Here is an 18,795-nt window from a genome sequence, read left to right as displayed (position 1 = left end):
GCCAACCCCCTATTCCCGCCGGCGTTCTTCGCATTCCTGAAACGCGGCGGTCGGGCACTGATGTTGTTCAGTGAAAAGGACCGGCTGCAGTCCGAATACGAAGAAAAATTCGCCACCCCGTTTGCCGAACAGTTGCAGCCTTATCTGCCGCAGCTGCAACATCACGTCGTGGCCGAAGCCAATCACGTGCTGTCGTTCACGCCGTGGCAAAAGGAAATGGTCGCCGTCAGCCGCGGCTGGCTGGAAACCTTGCACGGAGCGAAGTGAGCATGAGCGACGCTCCCGACTATCAGCTCGATCATGTCTGCCTGGCCGTGCGGAAAATCGCGCCGGCGCGCGCCGTGCTCGAAAAGATGCTCGGCTACACGGCTCGAACCGAAGTCGTCACCAACACGCGCCAGCAGGTGAACGTGCAGTTCATGCGCAAGGCCGGCTCGATCGATATCAAACTGATCGAGCCGTCGTCGTTGTCGTCCCCGCTGGTGGAATTCATCAAGGAGCGCGGCGGCGGATTGCATCATCTGGCGTTCAAGACCCAACAGGTCGCCGCCGGCGTGCAGGACCTGCAAGCCAAAGGCGCCCGCGTGCTTGCCGCCCCGCAACCTGGCGAAGCGTTCGATGAAGCCGACATCGCCTTCGCCTTCCTGGGCGCGGGCTTGAACGTCGAGCTCATCGACACCGATCGGCGCCGTCTGGAAAAAGAATAACGACGCATCATGGCCGACCTACAATCCTCGATCCTGGTCCGCGCCGCGAAGAACTATCGCGAGTACCGGCGCCTGCGCCGTTTGCGCAATCAGCCGCTGGCCGTGGCGCCGCAAACGTATCCGGCGTACGTCATCAACCTCGAGCGCAGCCCGGAGCGTCGGCTGTACATCACCAGTCATTTGCGCAGCTTGGGCATCGAGCCCACCCTGGTGCCGGCCTTCGATGGCAAACAGCTCAGCCTCGATGCAGTGATCCAGGACGGGCGTTACAACGATGCAGTGTCGCGCCAGAGCTTCGATCGCTCGCTATCGATGGCCGAAATCGGCTGCGGCCTGAGCCACCTGTCGATCTATCAACGCATGGTTCGCGACGGCACGCCGTACGCGCTGGTGAGCGAGGATGATGCGCAGTTCGCGGCCGACGCCCGCGACCGCATCGAAGCCGCGCTGAAGGCCGCTCCGGCGGACTGGAGCGTGATCCAGCTGCGCTTCGATTGCCGCCATTTCGAGCCCGCCGTCGACGGGCTGGTGCGCTTCAAGTTCGGCGACTCCCTGCCCGTCGCCGCGACCGCCTATCTGATCAGCCAGCGCGCCGCTCAGGTGCTCGCGGCCAACACCTTGCCCATCCGCTATCCGGCCGACTCGCTGCTCGGCCGGGTCGATCAATGGGGTTTGCAGGCGCACGGCGTGTGGCCGGAACTGGTGGGCGTGAACAACGTGTTCCCCTCGGCGATTCAGGGCAATCGCAATTCCCGCTTCCGCGCCTCCAACTTCGTGAAGAACCTGTTGTTGAAAGTGTTCGGCTGAGCGCGCTCACTTCTTCAGCTTGAGCACCGTCTTGATCATGCCGACGTTCATCGGAATGTAGACCGCAGCGCCGATCAGGATCAGCCACAGAATCTTGATCTTGCTGTCGGGCAGGAACTGATCGCCGAGCCAGATCGCGGCGCCCGCGGCGATGGATTTCACCAGGGCCGGCAGCAGCGGCCGCAACACTTCGAGCTTGCCCGCCCCCATCACCTTGGTGACCTGGTACAGGCCGTACAGCAGGTTCAGCACCATCACGAAGCTCATGGCCGCTGCGGCACCCACCGTGCCCCCCAATTGGATCGCCGGCACGATCAGCACCAGGATGCACACCACGCGAATCACGGCGATGCGGAAACCGATGTCCGGCCGGCCGATGCCATTGAACATGTAACCATTGACGGTCACGATCGCGTGCAGTGCGCCGTAGATGCACAGGATACGAAACGGCCCGACTGCATTTTCCCAGCCCGCACCATAGAACGCGCCGATCATGGTGTCGGCGGCGGCGGCCATGCCTGCCATGACTGGCATCACCAGCGAGGCGATGACGTCGGTGACCTGAGCAAATGTCTTGCGCAACACCGGCAGGTCGTTCTGGATCTTGCTGTAGGCCGGGAACATGATGTTCGACAGCACGAACGCCACGTGCGTCGGTGGGAAATTCGCCAGCAGGAACGCCACCGAATAGTGACCGAGCTGGGTCACATCGAGCATCTTGCCGATCACCGCGCCGCCCGCTTCGGAGGCAATGAACATCAGGATGGTCGCGGCCGTGATGAACTTGCCGTAGTGGAGCAGCTCCAGCGCGACCTTACGGTCGATGTGAAACACCGGCCGGCCGGGAATGAGGAAGTAGGACATCGTGGTTTTGATCGCCGCCGCGGCCACGAAGCTTGCGACCAGGGCCCAGACCGAGCGCGTCCACCAGGCGATCGCAATGGCGATGACGAAGGACGCCAAGCCGACCACGTTCTCGATCACCGCGACCTTCTTGAAGTCCAGCTCACGAATGGTGCGCATCAGGTTGATGTTGGCCATGCCGGAGAACAGAAAGCTCACGCCAAGCACGCCGATCAGCGGGACCAGCTCGGACTTGCCATAGAACGCGGACATGCCATAGCCGACCGGCACCATCAGCAACGCAAGCAGCAGGCCGCGCAGTGCGAGCAACGTGAACGCGGTGTCCTTGGCGGAGTCCCAATCGCCCTGCCGCTGCACCATGGCGTTGCCGAAGCCGGTCTCGGTGATCAGCTGTGCGCCGCGGATGGCCATGAGGGACAGCGACATCAAGCCGAACGCCTCGGGAACCAGCAGGCGCGCGAGGACCGCGGACTTGGCGAAGGTCAGACCGTTGACGCCGATGGTCGCCAGGGCCTGCCAGAAGCCGGAGCGAAGGATTTTGCTTCTCAGCGACCCGTCAGTGCGGTTGAGAAAGCCGAACAGCTCGCCGGCGCGGGTGGAGAGTTTGCTGAGCATCCGCACAGGCTACATGGCCGACCGGGCCAGCGTCACGCGCCCAGTCGTCACTGCGGATGGATCGAGTGTCAATGAATTCGACGGCGGGCACCCTGCCCGCCGTCGCTGTTACAAACGTGTTACTGAACGCTGTTGAGCACCGGCGGATTCGGACGCACCGCGCCCGCATCGGGATCCGTCTCGGACAGCCGCCAGTTATCCCAGCGCTGCGTGCCGCTGGCCGTCGACTCCGTGACATAGTTCGACATGATCAGCTTGTTCGGCAGGACCGACACGTTTTCGCGCAGCTGCACGTTGGTGTGGTCGGCCTTGAGCACGCCGTTGACCCAGAAGCGCACGATGCCGTTCGCCTGGCCCAGCGTATTGGGCTTGACGTACAGCTTAAGCTTGTCCCACTGACCGTAACGCACCGTCGCCGGCGTGCCCACGTTCTGCGTGACGCTCGGCATGGTGCGATTGAAGCTGCCATCCGCGTTCCACTTCAGATGATCGATGAAATACGCGTTGGTCTGCGGCGTGACATTGATGATGATCTGGTAGCGACGCCGCCCATCGTTGACATCTTCCAGGTTGATGATGGCGATCTTGTGCACGGTCGCCCCGGTCGCGTAGCGAAAGCCGGTGTCGAAACGGCTGTCGAAGGTGAGCCACACGCCCTGAGTGGCGCCTTCGCCGCCGACGCGCCGGTTGTCACCAAACACGTATTCCTTGTAGTTGTCGGTCGAGCGGCCGGCCGTCATCACCGACTGCGTCGAATACCGGCCGTCCGAGGCCACCGAGGAGCTGATCGACATAGAAGAGTCGAGGCCGCCGTTCCACTCGCTGAAAGAACCGGTTTCGAAGCTGCTCGAGAACGGCAGGCGCGCGACCGCGCTGAGCGCGGGCTGAGCCGTGAAAGCCGCGCCAGCCAGACACAGCGCGGCGGCGAACGATGTTTTCGTGATACGTACCATTATTACTGCACCGAAAGCGAAGTCGGGGGATTCGGACGAGCCGAGGTGCCGGTGCGGAAACCCGCCGGCGGACCGATGTACCGATCGTTGACCACGATGTCATCGAGCATGAAGTAGTTCTCGGGATCGGCGCGGACGTTGCCCCAGTTCATGTAGCCGCCGATCAGATCGATATAGCTCCAGGTGCCGCCCGGGCCGGTGTCATCCATGTAACGCTCCACGTACAGGCCGGAGAGCGCACCGTCCTGCGTATCGATGTAGAGCTTGATCATGCCGGTGCGGGTATTGGCTTCCAGCTCGACGCTGATCCACTCATTGGAGCGCTTGCCGTTGCCCTGGGTGTTGTTGCCGAGGCGCAGCCGCTCGCGGCCGTTCGGCCACATGTCGCCGCCCTCGAAGCGGCACACCGTGCCGTCGCAGGCGCCCCAGCTTTCCCAATTGCCTGCCTGGTAGTCGGTGGCAATGACCATCGGACGGCCGCGATTGCCGGTGCGGTTGAGGATCATCAGCTTGCCGCCCGCCCCCAGCTCGTGCCACATGCGGCCCTGATAGACCAGCACGCGGATGTTGATCTGCTCGGGAATGGTCGGCATGCCGAAAATGAACTGACCCGCCGCCGAGTAGCCTTCGGCGTTCGGTCCGGTGAACTTGGCCGCGCCGCGCCCGTTATAGCCGGCGTTGGGCATCCAGGTCTGAGTCGCACCCTGGGTGGTCCAGACGATGTCGCTATAGTTGTTCGCGTCGAAGGTCTCGGTGAACGGTAGCGAGCGGATGGTGCGAGCCGCCGAAGCCGAGGTCGCGATACTCATACCGCCAGCAAACATGCACGCGAGCGCAAATGCCCGCCCCCATCGTCGTGCGCCCGCGAACGCGCGGTGCGGGACTTCATTCAACTGAGCCATTAGCTGCTACTCCTCAATCACTGCCCGGACGAAGCCAGGTTGTCGTGCAATCCCGCCGCCAGCGACGGGAGGGCCGGACCCGCATGCTCCTACAACCAGGAATATGTACTTATTACTGAATCGACCTACAATCCTACGAAAGCGAAATTACTCGATCGCGCTGTCGGCCTCGACACGGCTACCCTGCGCAACCGTCAATTCAATGCCGCTGTTGACGAGGCGCCGGCAAGATATCTGCACCTCGGCAAACCGCAAACCTGTCGCCAATCCGCATCGAACCGGCACGAACCAGGTTCCAGCGGCACTGTATGTAGGACACTCTGCATCGTCATCCAGCAGCTCCCTGAATAAACTCCGAGTGGCTTGCCCACGTAGCCACACGGCGACAGCGCAAGGGGAGCGCCAGATTTCCGACGCTGCTCGTTGCCGGTAGCACAGCCAATCAAACCCCCAACAGCGCAGCGCACACCGATGAGAACATTTTTTGCGCATCAATCCGTAGGCGCAAACATCCTTACAGGACTCCAAGAGCTCACCAGGCAGCGGCACCTGGACGTGCACGTATTGGACTTAACTCGGGCGCACGCCCCCCTGCCCACTCACGCTCTCCTCATCTTCCACGAAGCCGTTGGCACAAACCGAGAACCACTTACCAAGATTGCCGCCTTCGGCCAGCTGCTGAATGCGAAACATCGGCCGGAAATCGACGTGGCCATGCTCAAATTTTGCTATGTCGATATCGCCACGCAGGCCGCCGCCGAAAGCTTGTGGAAACATTACGAGACGGCGATTGAGCAGTTGTCGACAGATCAGCCCGGGGTGCAGTTGGTACATTGCACAGTCCCGCTGCGATCGTTGCCGCACGGCCCCTATGCGTGGCTGCGGCGCACGCTCGGGCACCGGCATCCCGCCATCATCGGCAATCGCGCCCGTGATTGGTTCAATCGGCAATTGCGCTCCCGTTATGGCGGGCACCAACTGTTCGATCTGGCAGCGGTACAATCACGCCGCCCCGACGGTCGCCCGTGCGAGCTCAGCGACGGCGGCATTTTGGTGCCGTCATTGGCGCGGGACTGGACTTATGACGGTGGCCACCTCAACGAGCCGGGCCGTACCATGGCCGCCGCCGCGTTTTTAGAATTTTTACAGACACTGCAGGACTCGAGAAAGCGCTGATGACAGTCGCCGTGGTTCCCCAAGCCGCCCTCGCCGCTGCCAGCGCGCCGCTCTCCATCGAGACCGCCAGCGCCGCGCACGCCGCCGAGTGGAATGCGTTTCTGCAGCAACAGCCGCAGGGCTCGTTCTATCACCTGTATGCGTGGAGCGGCATCAACCAGCAAGCACTGCGCAATCCCAGCTTCAATCTCATCGCGCGCGCTGGCGGCCAAATCTGCGGCGTGCTGCCGCTGACCCTGGTCGCAAGTCCGCTGTTCGGTCGAGTGCTGTGCTCGATGCCTTTCGTCAACTATGGCGGCCCGGTGGCTGTCGATGCGGCCGCGACCCAGGCACTGGTCAATGCGGCGCGCGAGCGGGCGAACGAGCTGAAGACGGACTACCTGGAATTGCGCTGCGCGTCAGCCGTCGACACCGACATGCCCGCCTCGATGCGCAAGATCAGCATGCACATCGAGCTCGCCCCCGATCCGGACACTCTGTGGAACAAGTTCACGTCCAAACATCGCACCAACATTCGGCGCGCGCAAAAGAACAATCTGGAAGTACGCAGCGGCGGCGAGGAGCTGTTGGACGTTTTCTACTCCGTGATGGAACAGTCGTGGCGCGCCCTGGGGACACCGTTCTACGCGCGCTCGTATTTCCGGGCGATCTTGAAAGCACTGCCTGATCACACACGCATCTTCGTTTGTTCACAGGGCACGACGCCGGTGGCGGTCGCTTTCAACGGTTACTTCAACGGCGTGGTCGAAGGCCTGTGGGCTGGCGGCACCGAGCTGTCGCGTCCACTGCAAGCGAACTACGTGCTCTATTGGGACATGATGCGCGATGCCTGCGTGCGCGGCTGCACTCGCTATCACCTCGGCCGGTCCACTGCCGATTCGGGCGCCGAGGATTTCAAGAAGAAGTGGAACGCCACCGCCAGCCAGCTGTATTGGTATTTCCATCGCCCGAGCGGTGGCGAGATGCCGCAGCTCAACGTCGACAATCCCAAGTACAAGCTCGCCATCCAGGTCTGGCAAAAGCTGCCGCTGTGGGTGACGCGACTGATCGGGCCGCCGCTGGCTCGGTCCATTCCGTAAGCGCTCCGCCATGGCATTCGTCGCACCGGCGGGCACGCCGATCTCGCCGCTCACCTTCGCCGTGAGTCTGGCCCGTGGGATGGGGTCTTCCGCGCAGATCGAGCTGGGTGAAGGACTCGCGGCGCACGCGGGGCATGGTCGCTACTGGCTCATATCGACTGGCCGCGCAGCCATGGTACTGGCGCTGCAAGCAATGCGCGACGTGACCAAAGATCCGCAGCGGATGGAAGTCATCGTCCCCGCTTACACGTGTTATTCCGTGCCGGCGTCGGTCATCAAGGCGGGCCTCAAGCCTCGCCTGTGCGATGTGGATCCCTCGTCGCTCAGCCTGGATCCGCAAGCGCTGCGCAAGGTCGACTTTTCACGAGTGCTGGCAGTCGTCACGGCCAACCTCTACGGCATTCCCAATCATCTGCGACAGATCGAAGCGATCGCCCGCGAGCACGGCGTTTGGATGTTGGATGACAGCGCTCAGGCGCTGGGCGCAACGCACGAGGGCCGACCCGTGGGTGGCTTCGGCGATGTCGGCCTGTACAGCTTCGACAAGGGCAAGAACATCACCAGCCTCGAAGGCGGCGCGTTGGTCGCAAGCCACCCGGAGCTGTCTGCCGCGCTGGATCGTCGACACTCGGCGCTGCTCGCCACGTCTGCGACACGGACCGCGACGACGATCGTCAAACTCGCCGCGTATGCGACGCTGCTGCGCCCTACCCTGTACGGTGTCGTGCGCAAATTGCCGGGGCTCGGCCTTGGACGCACGGTGTATGACGAGACGTATCCGGTCGAGCGTTACAGCGGCACCCTGGCCGGCTTTGCCGCAACGTTGTTGAAACGGTTGCCTGAGCTCACTCGAGGCCGGCGCGATAAGGCCGCCGCGTTACAGGCGGAGCTGCGCAACGTGCCCGGCGTACGATTGATCGACGTGCCGCAGGATTCGCAACCTGCTTACGCTCGCTACCCATTTCTCATGACGGACGCAGCCCAACGCGCAACGGTACTGGAGAAGCTGGAAGCTGCAGGCATCGGCGCCACAGCGTCGTATCCGAGCGCGCTGTGTGATGTTCCTGAAGTGGCGGCCTCGTTACCCGAATCGGACCGAGACATGCCGGGAGCACGCGAGGTTGCCAACACCATCGTCACACTGCCGACACATTCCTACAGTCCAACGAATCTGCCGAACCGCATTGGACACGTGTTGCGCGACGTATTGCGCTAGTTGTCGACCTACACGCCGATAGTCACCGTATCGCTGTCCACCACGCAGCCACGGCCACACGCCAAGGCAGCGTCGAGCAGCTGACGATTGAGCGCGCGAATGTCATAGCGCGTCTCGACGAAAGTGCGGCCCTGCGCACCCAGCTCGCGCAACTGCTCTTCAGACAATTCGGCCAGGGCCCGCAGACTTGGTACGGTTTGTAGGGGCTTGGAAAATGCTCAGCAATCGCCAGCAGCTTCAAGATGCCTTCTCCTCGGCGCCACGTTGACTAGTCAGCAACTCTCGGCCAACTACTCTAGCGCCGTCGGCACGCTTGCGCCGTGCGACCAAAGACATAGTCCTTCGGCTGCCGCGGTTGGAATGTCACCTATTTGACGAAATGCGCAGCGCGGACCTGGTCTCTTGCAATCAGTCCCGATTGAGCAACCATCGTTTCGCGGCCAACAGTGCCGGGCGCGGATCGCCCGAGCGCTCTAGCTCATATCTGGTGCGCGGCTGCCACAGCTTGAGAAAGCTCAACAGCGTTCGCCATCGGCCGGGATGCGCCTCGGGCAGGTTCAGTTGTGAGCGGCTGCGAAACAGCAGCGCCAGCATCGCATCGGTATCACCCCAGAACCAGCGGCAGCGCACGCCGACACGATAGTTGTCGATGGGCGTGGCCTGTCCCAGAGCGATCTCGGCAGCCAGGCGGGGAAAGTTGACGCCGGCATCGATCGCGAGCTGCAACGAGCCCCAGAAGCGTCCGTTGATCTCCATCAGCTTCAGGCTGCCGTCGCGCGAGTCCTGTTTGAACTCGACCATGGCGACGCCCCGCCAACCAATGCTCCGAAGCAGATGGATGGCATGCTCCTTGGCGACCGGATCGACCGGCGCACTCTCACACAGCACGCTCACTCCTCCTGACGGTGGTTTTTCACGCAGACGCCGGTGCGCGAAGGTCGCGAGCACCTGTGAATCCTGGCCACAACACACGAAGACGCCGACGCCGGGGCCTTGGATTCGCTCTTGGATCAACACAGGAAAGATGGCCGGATCCAGATTGTTGAGCCGCGCGCGCAGATCATCGGCAGTTCGTGAGTAAGCCGTGCCGCCCGAGATCCAGCGCTCTCCGTTCCAGGCACGCGATCGGGCCGGTTTGAATACGGCCGGGTATTCGACCCGCTGTAACACCGCTTCGATCTCGTCTGGCGATTCGACCACCAACGTCTTGGGAATTGGCACTCCAATTTCAGCCGCTAGCTGCAGCACCTTGGACTTATCGGCGGCCGTGGCGACGATATCGGCATCTGGAAACGGAATACGCACCGTCGGGGGCAACAGATCGCGTGCGCGCGTCAGCAAAATCGTCGTGATCTCGGTCATCGGCAGCAGCACATCGATCTGCCGGCGCGCAGCGATCGCAGCGACATCCTTCGCGAACTGATCCGGTGCGCGATAGGGGCTGCTGTAGGCGTCGAACCCGGCCGAATGTTTCGACACCGACGCCAGCGAAGGATGTGACTCCGAGGCCGTAAATACAGTGTGCCCGAGCTCGCCCAGCGAGCGAGTCGCTGCGAGCGCGGAGCGATTGTCGCTATCGGTAACGAGTATTCGAGCCACTAGAAAATTCCGGCGAGGCGCGCGAGAAATGCGCCCGGCGTGGCCGTGCCACGCTCGTGAATGTTGATTCTTTTCAGCGTGAACGCGTTGGCCGCGGGTGCCACGTGTCCCCGAATGGTAGTGAAGGCCGCGCGATAACCGCTGTCGCGCACGGCGGCCGCGATGTTCGAATCGTGATCCCCGTTGGGATACGCGATATCGCGCGTGTCGATACCGACGCGCTCCTGGATGACTCGTCGCGACCGCTGCAATTCTTCGCGCACCGCTTCAGCGCCCAGCTTGGTCAGCGGTGTATGCGAGCAGCAATGCGAGGCGATCGTAACGACGCCGCTGTCGTTGAGCTGCTTCACCTGCGCCCAGGTGAGAAACCGATCCGGGTGATTTTGCGGCAGCTCGACCTGCCACTGCTGTAACAGACCGTGCACGCGAGCCAGCAGAGCGTCGAGCTGAGCCTGCGGTTGTGACTTCAAGGAGTCGATCATGGCCCGAGTGGCCGCTCGCGCTTGATCGGGCGGCAGCTTGAGAACGTGCGCAATGCCCAGCTCGGTAAACAGCGGCGCACTACGATCCGGGACCGTCGCCGCGGCCGCCAGGTAACGCGCCAATGTTTCCTGCCAGAAGCAGCGTTCGGTGCCGATGTAGTCGGTCGCAACGAACAGCACTGCAGGGACGCCGCATTCCTGCAGGATGGGCAAGGCATGCTGCAGATTGTCCAGCCAGCCATCGTCGAAGGTCACGATGCACGCCCGGGCCGGCCACTGGCCACTGGCGAGCGCAGCCGAGAACTGCTCCGCGGTGAGCGGATTGAACGACTTGCGCAAGACCTGCATGTGATGCCGGAAGGTCTCGGGAGAGACCACGATGGCATCGGTAGAAAACGAGCGGGCGAGTTCCTGCTCTGGCAACACGCGATGGTACGTGAGCGCGACGGCACGCCCCCGTAGCTTGCGCCTGAGATACAAGCCCAGCAATCCCGTATGGTACGCGCTGGCGACCAGCGCGCTCTTCAGAAGTCGCTTGGCAATCACGTGGCGGGGACCTCGGGTTCGGCGCCTGCACGGATGCGCCGTATGCTCGGTCGCCTGGCGGTGGCGGACAGATTGGCCAACCCCGCCTCCTCTGCAATCACGCGCCGTAACGCGATGCACAGCCCCGCCATCACGAAGATGTGCGGGTAGTAGGTCACCGACAGAAACGCCCCTGCCACCGCCAGGCCCACGATGCTGGCGTTGAACGCATTGAGCGTGCGGATGTCGGCCGCGAACCGGGCCGGCTCCTTGAGTCGTTCTTGTTCCTGGGTGAGCCGTTTCCTCAGGCGCGCGTTACTGCGGAAATTGCCGAACACCAGCCTGAACAACAGCAGCAATCCCAGGAAACCCAGCTCGCCCAAGATCAGGAAATACATGGAATGCGCCGTCATCCAGCGATTCGGCGCATCCGGGGCGCGGTACTTCGGAAAGTTGTTGGGGAAATTGCCCGCGCCCACGCCGAACACGTGGTTCAGCGCCATCTTCGTGCCGGCGCGCCAGGCATGGATACGACCCTCCGCCGAGCCATCCTCTTGGGGGGCGGAAAGCGTGCCCATGCGCTCGAAGTACACCGCCGGTGCATACACCAGAATGCCTAGAACGGCGATCACGATCGCAACGATGCCCACTGCCTTGCGCGGACTGCGCCACCACATGTAGCCGAACACCGCGATCATGCCGAGCGTTGCCCCTCGGGATTGTGTGCCGATGATGGTCAGCATCAGCAGGCCCAGCAGCACCCAGCTCAGTATCTTTTTCAGCTTGGCCTGCTGATTGAACGCGATATTCAGCTGAAATCCGAGCAGGATGCACAGGGACATCGAGTAGTCGTTGCCGTCACCCAGGAAGGTCGCGCCGACGATGTAGTGTCGCGTGGTCGGCGCGAGCACCACCTCGGGATTCATGACCAGCAAAAACAGGTGCGAAACGATCAGGGTCAGCGCCACGCCGTTCACTCGCTCGCGAGTCGTGCAGATCCGCGCGATCATGATGAACAGGAACAGGTAGCCGAGCATGCGCTCGAAGATGATGATCGAGTAGCCGCCGACGTTTGCCCAGAACGACGACAGGAATACCACGGCGAGGAAAATGAACGGCCACTTGGCGAGCGCGTCGGCGAAGATTCGGTTCCACGGTCGCAGCCCGCTCGCGAAACAGGTGAACGCGAGCAGCAGCAGCGGGATCATGCTGTTCAGCGGGATGATGCCCAGCGGCTTCAAATAGCTCGCTGGCCGGGCGTATTCGAAAAACAAGGCAAGCAGCAGCCACCAGTAGAGGTACCCGGTTTTCTTCAGGGCCTCCTCGGGGCTCAGCGCCTTGGCTTGGCTCTTCACGAGTTCCCGCCCACGAGCTTTTCGTAGATCCGGGTCAGTTTCTCGGTGCGCACGTCGAACGAATAGTTCTCCAGAATGCCCTGGTGCGCCCGCTCCGCCATACGCACAAAGTCCTGCGGCCGCTCCAGGAACCGAGCGATGCCGTCAGTGAGCTGCTCCAGGGTGGGCTGGATGAGCCAGCCGGACGTCTGATGCGAGATGACCTCTGCGGTGCCACCCACCGCCGTCGCAACGATCGGCACGCGCAGATACGCAGCTTCCAGAATCACGTTGGGCAGGCCCTCGGTGAACGAGCTTTGCACGACCAGGTCGATGTCAGCATACAGGCGCGGCATATCCTTCACATAGCCGACGAATTCGACGCGCTCCTCGAGCCCAAGGTTCCGCGTCACCGTGCGAAGGTGCTCTTCGAGCGGCCCGATGCCCGCGAATTTCAAGCGCAGCTTCGGCCAGCGCGGCGTCAGTGCGTGCATCGCATTGAGCAGCATCTCCTGGCCCTTCTCTGGCGACAGACGACCGACATTCACCAGGGTGATTGCCCCATTCGGATCGATCGCAGGGCGCGGCTTGTTGACGGTCTCGCTGCCGTACGACTTGAGCACCAGTGCGTTACGCAGCACCGTCGCTTGCGAGTCCGGCAGCCACCATCGCGGCACGAGCGAACGCGTCGCCTCGGACACGATGATGACGTGATCGAAGCGCCGGAACATCATTTTGTCGAGCAGACGCACTACGCGTCGACGCAGCGTATTCGCGATCCAGCCGTGGGCAGTCGCGACCATGCGCAACCGCGGCCGGCGACGCTTGATGATCTGTGCGATCAGGCTGGAGCGAAACTCGCTGGTGTGCAGCAGATCGATCTGCCGGTCGTCGATGATCTGCAGAATGGGATCGATGAGGCTGCTGTCGAGCCGGCCATGATCGGCGATCGCCGTCACGCTGATGCCGCGCTGTCTGGCCGCGTCCACGAGTGGATGCTCGCCCTCGCGCTTCGCCACCAGCACGCCGATGTGAAATTCGACGCGGGCCGGATCGAGATGCGAGCCGGTCTCGAGAATCGTGCGGCCTGGGCCATCGATCCACGGCGAATCGCGTAGATGCAGGACGCGGATGGGTCGCGACGGTGCGCCGCCTACGCCGTGAGCAACCTCCAGCTCACCGTCAGACTGACGTTTCAGCTGCGTGCTCATGCTATTTCGGCCGCTGCGTCGGCTGCCACACTTCGACGCGACTGCCCACCAGCCACAAGGCGAGCGCCTTGAGTGCGGCTGCATTCACGAGGACGAAGAAGGCGCTCAGGCGTACCAACGTCAGGCGCGCCGCGAGCGTTGGCCACACCATGCCGGCGACTGCGGCCACATACAAAACGATCTGCACAACGAACAGCCCCAGGTACAACGGCTGTCCGCGCAAGATATACGCCGCCGCCAGACACCCGACCATCGGCAGCGGTGCCAGCCAGCGCATCAGCTTGTGCGACCAGAGAATGAACGAGAACGCGGGATGGCGGAACGGATTCAACAACCCCACATTGCCGAACAGCGCGGTGATACCGCGTAGGAACGTGCGCACCTTGCGAGTGAATTCGGCGCGCTGACTGGACGTGGCCGTCATCGAGCCACGCGCCAGAGGTTCGGCCAACGCGCGCTTGCCCTGACGAACGGTGTTGAGCACGGACAAAAAGTCCGGCGCCATGCCGGCGCGGAACGGCTCGCACAGCTCACGCCGCTGGCCGTAGAAACACCCGCTCGCACCGGCGATGGAATGCAGCCGCGCCTCTTCACGCCGCAGCAACAGTTCCAGCTTGCCGTACAGGCCTTCGGTTTCCGAGCCTTCGATGTAATCCTCGCCGGATACACAACCGATCGCAGGATCGGTGAAATGTCCGACCAGGTTACGCAGCGAGGGCCGATCGAGCAGGATGCCCGCGTCGGTGAAGACGACGATGTCGCCGGTGGCGCGCTCGAGGCCCGCATTCAAACCGGCGGCTTTACCGCCGCGACCTTCCAAAGGAATGACGCTAACGAGCCCCTGCCCTGCCGCCGTCGCACGCTCCAGACTGTCGTCGGTGCAGCCATCGCCAATGACCAGGATCTGCAGCTTCTCCCTCGGATAGTCGAGCGCGAGCAGATTGGCCACCTTCGCGCCGATGCGTCGTGCTTCGTTGTGCACCGGCATGATGATGGTGACGGTCGGCTCATGACGCACGTCGGCGACGTGCACGCGTCGCCCGCCGAGCCGGTTGAATGCAACCAGCAGCACGGGATAGATGGCGTACGGATACGCCACCAGCAACGCACAGATCCAGAACAACGCTTCCACGCAGTTTGTCTCGCCTTGGCCCTAAGCAAACAAGCGGCGCGGCCGCCGGCTCAGAGCTTCAGTTCCTTCACGTCCTCGACCAGCACCGGCTTCAGGTGCATGTAACGGGTCGCGCGACGCTTCGCTTCGATGTCGCGGAACACATTCTGCGCCTGCTGGACTGTCACGCCGATGACCGGTGCCAGTTCCTCGGCACTGTAGCCATTGTTGAGCGCGTACAGCGCCAGGTCCATCTGCGCATACGGCAACGCGAAGTAGAACTCGTCCTGGCCCTGCGCCAGGCTGTAAGTATCCGTGGTCGGGATCGCTTCGCAGATTTCCTTCGGTAGCTGCATGTGGCGCGCCAGCGCGTACACCTGCGACTTGTAGAGATGCGCGATCGGCTTCACATCGGCGCTGCCGTCGCCATTCTTCACGAAGAAGCCCTGGTCGTACTCCAGGCGGTTCGGCGTGCCGATGACCGCGTAGTTCAAACGATCGGCATGGAAATACTCGACCGTCTTGCGAATCCGCTGCTTGTGATTGGTAGCGGCGACGATCTGCAGATATTCCTTCAGGCCCAGGCGCTCCTGCCGGGTCTCGCCGCTCGGCGTCTGCACCACCAGCTGGAAGTGATTGATCTGACCTTCCAGACCGCCGCTGATGACGATCTTGTTCTTCCAGCCTGCGCCGTACTCGGGGAACACTTTACGGATCGCGTCGTCGCGCCACTTGTAACAACCGATGCCTTCGAGCGCCGGCGCGATGTCGAACACTTCGTACTTGATACCCAGGTGCTCGGCCAGCTGACGGCCACGCGCGGTGCTGAAGCCCGATGAGTCACGCTCCGGCAGCATCAAGCCGTACACGCGTTCCTTGCCGAGCGCCTTGACGCACAGCGCCGAGCTCACCGAGCTGTCGATACCGCCGGACATGGCGCACACGAAACCGCGACGGCCCACGTCCTTGGACAAAATGGAGCGCAAGCGCGTGACGATGTGCTCGATGACGGCATCGTTGTCCATCTCCAGGACTTTTGCATCGAGCGGTTTGCGAGCGGCCATGAACGATCCTCTTAAGCCAGTTTGAAACGTTGAACTTTGCCCGAGGACGTCCGCGGCAGCGCCGCGGCGAACTCGACGACTTTCGGCACTTTGTAGCTGGCCAGGTGCTGGCGGCAATGCGCCTTGATACCACGTAAATCCGCCGGCGCGCCCTCGCGCAGCACGATCACGGCTTTGATGGACTGACCCAGCACGTCATCGGCGATCCCGGTGACCGCTACTTCTTCGACGCCCGGGAAAGTTGCGAGCACCTCCTCGACTTCCTGCGGGCTGACGCGGAACGCGCCTACTTTGATCATCTCGACGGCGCGGCCGTCGATGTACAGAAAACCTTCGTTGTCGACGTGGCCGAGATCGCCGGTGTGCAACCAGCCGTCACGCAGCACTTGCGAGGTGAGCTCCGGCTCGCGCCAGTAGCCCAGCATGATGTTCGGTCCGCGCGCGCAGATCTCACCAACCTCGCCCTGCGGCACCACCTTACCTTCGCTGCGCACTTCGATGGCGACGCCGGGCAGCGGCATGCCGACTGAACCGAGTTTCGCCTCGAGATGTTCCGGTGCCAGATAGCTCAGACGCGCCGTTGCCTCGGTCTGGCCATACATGATGAAGACCTGCGTGTGCGGCAACTGCTGACGCAGCTTTTCGATCTGCGCGCGCGGCATTGAGCCACCGGCCTGTGTGAGATATCGCAGTTTGCTCAGATCGAAGTCGCTCAGCTGACAGCGGCCCAGTAACAAAGCAAACGTCGACGGCACGCCCGGAAAGCCGGTCACGCCCTCGTCCTGCATCTTGCGCAGTGTCTGCTGAGGGAACGCAAAGTTATCTTCCAACAGCAACTGCGCACCCGAGATCAGATTGCTGTTGAGCACAGAGCTGCCGTACGAGAAGTGAAACGGCAGACCGCACAGGACCTTGTCGTTCGGCGTGATCTGCAGATAAGCGGCAATCGCGCGAGCGTTGGCGACCAGATTGCCATTGCTCAACATCACACCCTTCGGGCGCGATGTCGTGCCCGAGGTGTAAATCATCATGGCCGGCTCATCGACCTGCCGCTCGGGCAGATTCAATTCCGGCTCAGCGGTGCCTTCGGTAGCAAGCGCCGCGCAGAACGCATCGCAGCCAGGGAGGCCCGGCTGCAAATCGAGCGTCACCGCCAAGGGCACGCTCGCCGCGATGGCTGCATTCAGCGCGCCCCACTCCGGATGCTGTGGATCGGCGATGACCGCGCCGCAGCCGGCGTGCTCGATCTGCCGCGACAGTACGGTGGCACGCTCTTGCACATTCAACGGCACCGCGACACAGCCAGCGGCGATGACACCAAAGTAACTCGCGACGTATTGAGGCGAGTTACGCACCAGCAAGGCCACGCGGGCGCCCGGCGCGATCCCATGGTGACGCAGCTTGCCCTGCATGCAGCCGACCGCACGACGCAGCTGAGCATAAGTCCACACGCCCCCGTGCCACGACAAAGCCGGCGCGTCCGGCATTTGCCGGGCGATCCAGTCGAAGTCATGAACCAGGGATGCACTCATGCAGGCGTCTCGCGTCGGATACGTCGCTCAGGCAGCCTGGCGCTTGGCAACGAACGCCGCGATCTTGTTCACGCCATCGAGGTTGTCCGGCACCATTTCCTCGTCCTTCACCTTCACGCCGAGCTGCTCTTCGATGAAGAAAATGATTTCCAGCATGCCGGTGGAATCGACGATGCCGCGCTCGAGCAGCGAGTCATCGAGTCCGAGGGCCGACTTGTCGTCGGTGAACAAATAGTTTTCCAGGATGAAACCGCGGATCTGTTCGCGCAGCGCATCGGTCATGAGTCATTCCTCGAGCAACGAAATAAAAGTGCAAAAAATCGACGTGCGAACCTGCGGACGCTCGGCGCCGGATTCGTCATTCAAACTTTTGGCCCGCGACGAATTGCGCGTGCCACAGCTGGGTGGACAGGATGCCCACGAAGGCCATGTTGTCGCGAGCCGCGGGGACCTTGGCCCGCTGCAGTTTCGTGACCAGGCGCGTGACCTTGTCGGGGTCGAAATAGCCAGTGCGGGACAAGCCCTGTGGACTCATCAATTCTCGCACATACTCAGGCGGCTGAGTGACCTGTCCAGGCGCTCCAAAGGGCCCGACGAACGCGGCCGCATCCGGTGCGCGATACGGCTGCTTGTGCCGCTGCAGGATCGCGGCCGGCAAGCGGTCCCGCATGGCCTGCTTGAGCAGATGCTTCTCCTTCAGCACGCGCATCTTGTAGCGCGGGTGCAGACGGTTCGCGAACTCGATCAGGCGATGATCCAGGAAGGGGAAGCGCCCCTCCACCGAGCTCGCCATCAGCATGCGGTCGCCCTGCGCCGACAGCAGATAGCTCGGCAGCAGCGTCTTCGCTTCCAGATATTCGCCGCGATTGAAGCGGTGCCACGTGCGCACCTGCGCCGGCAACGAGTCGCGGAACCGCTCCACCGCCGAGCCTTCGACCCGGCTGCGGAAGTCATCCGACCAAAACAGCTTGCACTGCGCAGTGGTCGCCCAGCGCGGCAGATGCGAGAAGCAGGGATCAGCCGGATTCTGCAGGCCGACCCCAAAGAATTCCTTGAGATACGCCGCACTCTGCGCCGAGGTCAGGTTCAGGTACGGGTACAGCCGCTTGAGCAGCGCCGGACGCCAGCTGGACTCCGGCTGCTGTGCCCAAAAATGGCGCACCTTGGCCTCTTTGAAAATATCGTAGCCGCCCAGCACCTCATCCGCGCCTTCACCGGTCAACACCACTTTCACGTTCGACCGGCGAACCAGCGCCGACAGCATCTGCATGGGCGCCGGCGCGGTGCGCAGGACGGGCATTTCGCTGTGACGGATGGTCCGCGGGAACGCATTGGCGATGTCCGCGGTCGAGCACTGCACGTGATTGTGAGAGGTTCGCAGATAGTCGACGACTGTACGTTGGTGCACAGACTCATCCAGACCGGCGTCGTCGAAACCAATGGAGAACGTGCGCAGGGTCTGCGGCACGCGCTCCTGTAACAAGGCGACCAACGATGAGGAATCGAGACCGCCGGAGAGATAAGCACCGACCGGCACATCCGCCCGCAGGCGCAGCCGCGTGGCATCGGACAACACCTCGCGCAGCTCCTGCTCGAGATCGGCTTGCGGCGCGTGGCG

General features: G+C 62.7%; 19 protein-coding genes. 6 read left to right on the top strand and 13 right to left on the bottom strand.

Going from position 1 to position 18,795, the window contains the following annotated elements; translation table 11 throughout:
• The 3 genes from D0550_RS35145 to D0550_RS34075 all read left to right on the top strand — a co-directional run.
• Nucleotides 1-267: hypothetical protein (locus tag D0550_RS35145; protein WP_161966222.1), on the top strand; the 267-nt coding region annotated here is incomplete at its 5' end.
• A 2-nt stretch (nucleotides 268-269) separates the two neighbouring features.
• A complete protein-coding gene (locus D0550_RS34080) occupies nucleotides 270-707 on the top strand; it encodes a VOC family protein (protein WP_116813677.1) in 438 nt (145 codons plus the stop codon).
• 9 nt (nucleotides 708-716) lie between these two features.
• Nucleotides 717-1,514 carry a glycosyltransferase family 25 protein gene (locus tag D0550_RS34075; protein WP_116813676.1) on the top strand — a complete coding sequence of 266 codons (798 nt, stop codon included), beginning with the start codon at nucleotides 717-719 and terminating at the stop codon, nucleotides 1,512-1,514.
• A 6-nt stretch (nucleotides 1,515-1,520) separates the two neighbouring features.
• On the opposite strand, the gene D0550_RS34070 is transcribed toward D0550_RS34075, so the two are convergent.
• The 3 genes from D0550_RS34070 to D0550_RS34060 form a co-directional block, all read right to left on the bottom strand.
• The gene (locus D0550_RS34070; RefSeq protein ID WP_116813674.1) at nucleotides 1,521-2,993 is read right to left on the bottom strand and encodes a lipopolysaccharide biosynthesis protein; all 1,473 of its coding nucleotides are present in this window, start codon (nucleotides 2,991-2,993) and stop codon (nucleotides 1,521-1,523) included.
• A gap of 119 nt (nucleotides 2,994-3,112) precedes the next feature.
• A complete protein-coding gene (locus D0550_RS34065) occupies nucleotides 3,113-3,946 on the bottom strand; it encodes a heparin lyase I family protein (RefSeq protein WP_116813673.1) in 834 nt (277 codons plus the stop codon).
• A gap of 2 nt (nucleotides 3,947-3,948) precedes the next feature.
• Nucleotides 3,949-4,848 carry a hypothetical protein gene (locus D0550_RS34060; protein WP_116813672.1) on the bottom strand — a complete coding sequence of 300 codons (900 nt, stop codon included), beginning with the start codon at nucleotides 4,846-4,848 and terminating at the stop codon, nucleotides 3,949-3,951.
• Nucleotides 4,849-5,319: 471 nt separating this feature from the next.
• On the opposite strand from D0550_RS34060, the gene D0550_RS34055 reads away from it, so the two are divergent.
• Genes D0550_RS34055 through D0550_RS34045 form a run of 3 tightly spaced genes read left to right on the top strand, consistent with a single transcriptional unit; the run spans nucleotide 5,320 to nucleotide 8,319 of the window.
• Nucleotides 5,320-6,024 carry a hypothetical protein gene (locus D0550_RS34055; protein ID WP_153067481.1) on the top strand — a complete coding sequence of 235 codons (705 nt, stop codon included), beginning with the start codon at nucleotides 5,320-5,322 and terminating at the stop codon, nucleotides 6,022-6,024.
• Nucleotides 6,024-7,103, top strand: coding sequence for a FemAB family XrtA/PEP-CTERM system-associated protein (locus D0550_RS34050; RefSeq protein ID WP_116813669.1), 1,080 nt, complete (start codon nucleotides 6,024-6,026; stop codon nucleotides 7,101-7,103). The genes D0550_RS34055 and D0550_RS34050 overlap by 1 nt, the downstream gene beginning before the upstream one ends.
• 10 nt (nucleotides 7,104-7,113) lie before the next feature.
• Nucleotides 7,114-8,319 carry a DegT/DnrJ/EryC1/StrS family aminotransferase gene (locus D0550_RS34045; protein WP_116813668.1) on the top strand — a complete coding sequence of 402 codons (1,206 nt, stop codon included), beginning with the start codon at nucleotides 7,114-7,116 and terminating at the stop codon, nucleotides 8,317-8,319.
• An 8-nt stretch (nucleotides 8,320-8,327) separates the two neighbouring features.
• On the opposite strand, the gene D0550_RS35140 is transcribed toward D0550_RS34045, so the two are convergent.
• The 10 genes from D0550_RS35140 to D0550_RS34000 form a co-directional block, all read right to left on the bottom strand.
• Nucleotides 8,328-8,486 carry a colanic acid biosynthesis glycosyltransferase WcaL gene (locus D0550_RS35140; RefSeq protein ID WP_161966221.1) on the bottom strand — a complete coding sequence of 53 codons (159 nt, stop codon included), beginning with the start codon at nucleotides 8,484-8,486 and terminating at the stop codon, nucleotides 8,328-8,330.
• Nucleotides 8,487-8,727: 241 nt separating this feature from the next.
• Nucleotides 8,728-9,918 carry a carboxylate--amine ligase gene (locus D0550_RS34040; protein ID WP_116813666.1) on the bottom strand — a complete coding sequence of 397 codons (1,191 nt, stop codon included), beginning with the start codon at nucleotides 9,916-9,918 and terminating at the stop codon, nucleotides 8,728-8,730.
• Nucleotides 9,918-10,946, bottom strand: a complete 1,029-nt coding sequence (locus tag D0550_RS34035) for a polysaccharide deacetylase family protein (protein WP_116813665.1) — start codon at nucleotides 10,944-10,946, stop codon at nucleotides 9,918-9,920. The genes D0550_RS34040 and D0550_RS34035 overlap by 1 nt, the downstream gene beginning before the upstream one ends.
• The gene (locus D0550_RS34030; RefSeq protein WP_116813663.1) at nucleotides 10,943-12,280 is read right to left on the bottom strand and encodes an O-antigen ligase family protein; all 1,338 of its coding nucleotides are present in this window, start codon (nucleotides 12,278-12,280) and stop codon (nucleotides 10,943-10,945) included. Before D0550_RS34030 ends, D0550_RS34035 begins: the two co-directional genes overlap by 4 nt.
• A complete protein-coding gene (locus tag D0550_RS34025) occupies nucleotides 12,277-13,470 on the bottom strand; it encodes a glycosyltransferase family 4 protein (protein ID WP_161966220.1) in 1,194 nt (397 codons plus the stop codon). The genes D0550_RS34030 and D0550_RS34025 overlap by 4 nt, the downstream gene beginning before the upstream one ends.
• A 1-nt stretch (nucleotide 13,471) precedes the next feature.
• Complete coding sequence (locus D0550_RS34020; protein ID WP_116813660.1) at nucleotides 13,472-14,602, bottom strand: glycosyltransferase family 2 protein; 1,131 nt, start codon at nucleotides 14,600-14,602, stop codon at nucleotides 13,472-13,474.
• Nucleotides 14,603-14,652: 50 nt separating this feature from the next.
• Complete coding sequence (gene nadE, locus D0550_RS34015) at nucleotides 14,653-15,645, bottom strand: NAD(+) synthase (protein WP_116813658.1); 993 nt, start codon at nucleotides 15,643-15,645, stop codon at nucleotides 14,653-14,655.
• An 11-nt stretch (nucleotides 15,646-15,656) separates the two neighbouring features.
• A complete protein-coding gene (locus D0550_RS34010; protein WP_116813657.1) occupies nucleotides 15,657-17,177 on the bottom strand; it encodes a class I adenylate-forming enzyme family protein in 1,521 nt (506 codons plus the stop codon).
• Between the two features lie 27 nt (nucleotides 17,178-17,204).
• Complete coding sequence (locus D0550_RS34005) at nucleotides 17,205-17,459, bottom strand: acyl carrier protein (RefSeq protein WP_116813656.1); 255 nt, start codon at nucleotides 17,457-17,459, stop codon at nucleotides 17,205-17,207.
• Between the two features lie 76 nt (nucleotides 17,460-17,535).
• The coding region (locus D0550_RS34000; protein ID WP_161966219.1) for an asparagine synthetase B family protein at nucleotides 17,536-18,795 on the bottom strand (1,260 nt) is incomplete at its 5' end.

It is taken from the genome of Steroidobacter cummioxidans (genome assembly GCF_003104955.1).
Note: the sequence above shows the minus strand (reverse complement) of the source record. Positions and strands in the feature narration are given on the sequence as shown.

Coding starts and splice junctions, on each gene's coding strand:
- D0550_RS34080 (WP_116813677.1), top strand. CDS start 270: ATGAGCGACGCTCCCGACTATCAGCTCGATCATGTCTGCCTGGCCGTG.
- D0550_RS34075 (WP_116813676.1), top strand. CDS start 717: ATGGCCGACCTACAATCCTCGATCCTGGTCCGCGCCGCGAAGAACTAT.
- D0550_RS34070 (WP_116813674.1), bottom strand. CDS start 2,993: ATGCTCAGCAAACTCTCCACCCGCGCCGGCGAGCTGTTCGGCTTTCTC.
- D0550_RS34065 (WP_116813673.1), bottom strand. CDS start 3,946: ATGGTACGTATCACGAAAACATCGTTCGCCGCCGCGCTGTGTCTGGCT.
- D0550_RS34060 (WP_116813672.1), bottom strand. CDS start 4,848: ATGGCTCAGTTGAATGAAGTCCCGCACCGCGCGTTCGCGGGCGCACGA.
- D0550_RS34055 (WP_153067481.1), top strand. CDS start 5,320: ATGAGAACATTTTTTGCGCATCAATCCGTAGGCGCAAACATCCTTACA.
- D0550_RS34050 (WP_116813669.1), top strand. CDS start 6,024: ATGACAGTCGCCGTGGTTCCCCAAGCCGCCCTCGCCGCTGCCAGCGCG.
- D0550_RS34045 (WP_116813668.1), top strand. CDS start 7,114: ATGGCATTCGTCGCACCGGCGGGCACGCCGATCTCGCCGCTCACCTTC.
- D0550_RS34025 (WP_161966220.1), bottom strand. CDS start 13,470: ATGAGCACGCAGCTGAAACGTCAGTCTGACGGTGAGCTGGAGGTTGCT.
- nadE (WP_116813658.1), bottom strand. CDS start 15,645: ATGGCCGCTCGCAAACCGCTCGATGCAAAAGTCCTGGAGATGGACAAC.
- D0550_RS34010 (WP_116813657.1), bottom strand. CDS start 17,177: ATGAGTGCATCCCTGGTTCATGACTTCGACTGGATCGCCCGGCAAATG.
- D0550_RS34005 (WP_116813656.1), bottom strand. CDS start 17,459: ATGACCGATGCGCTGCGCGAACAGATCCGCGGTTTCATCCTGGAAAAC.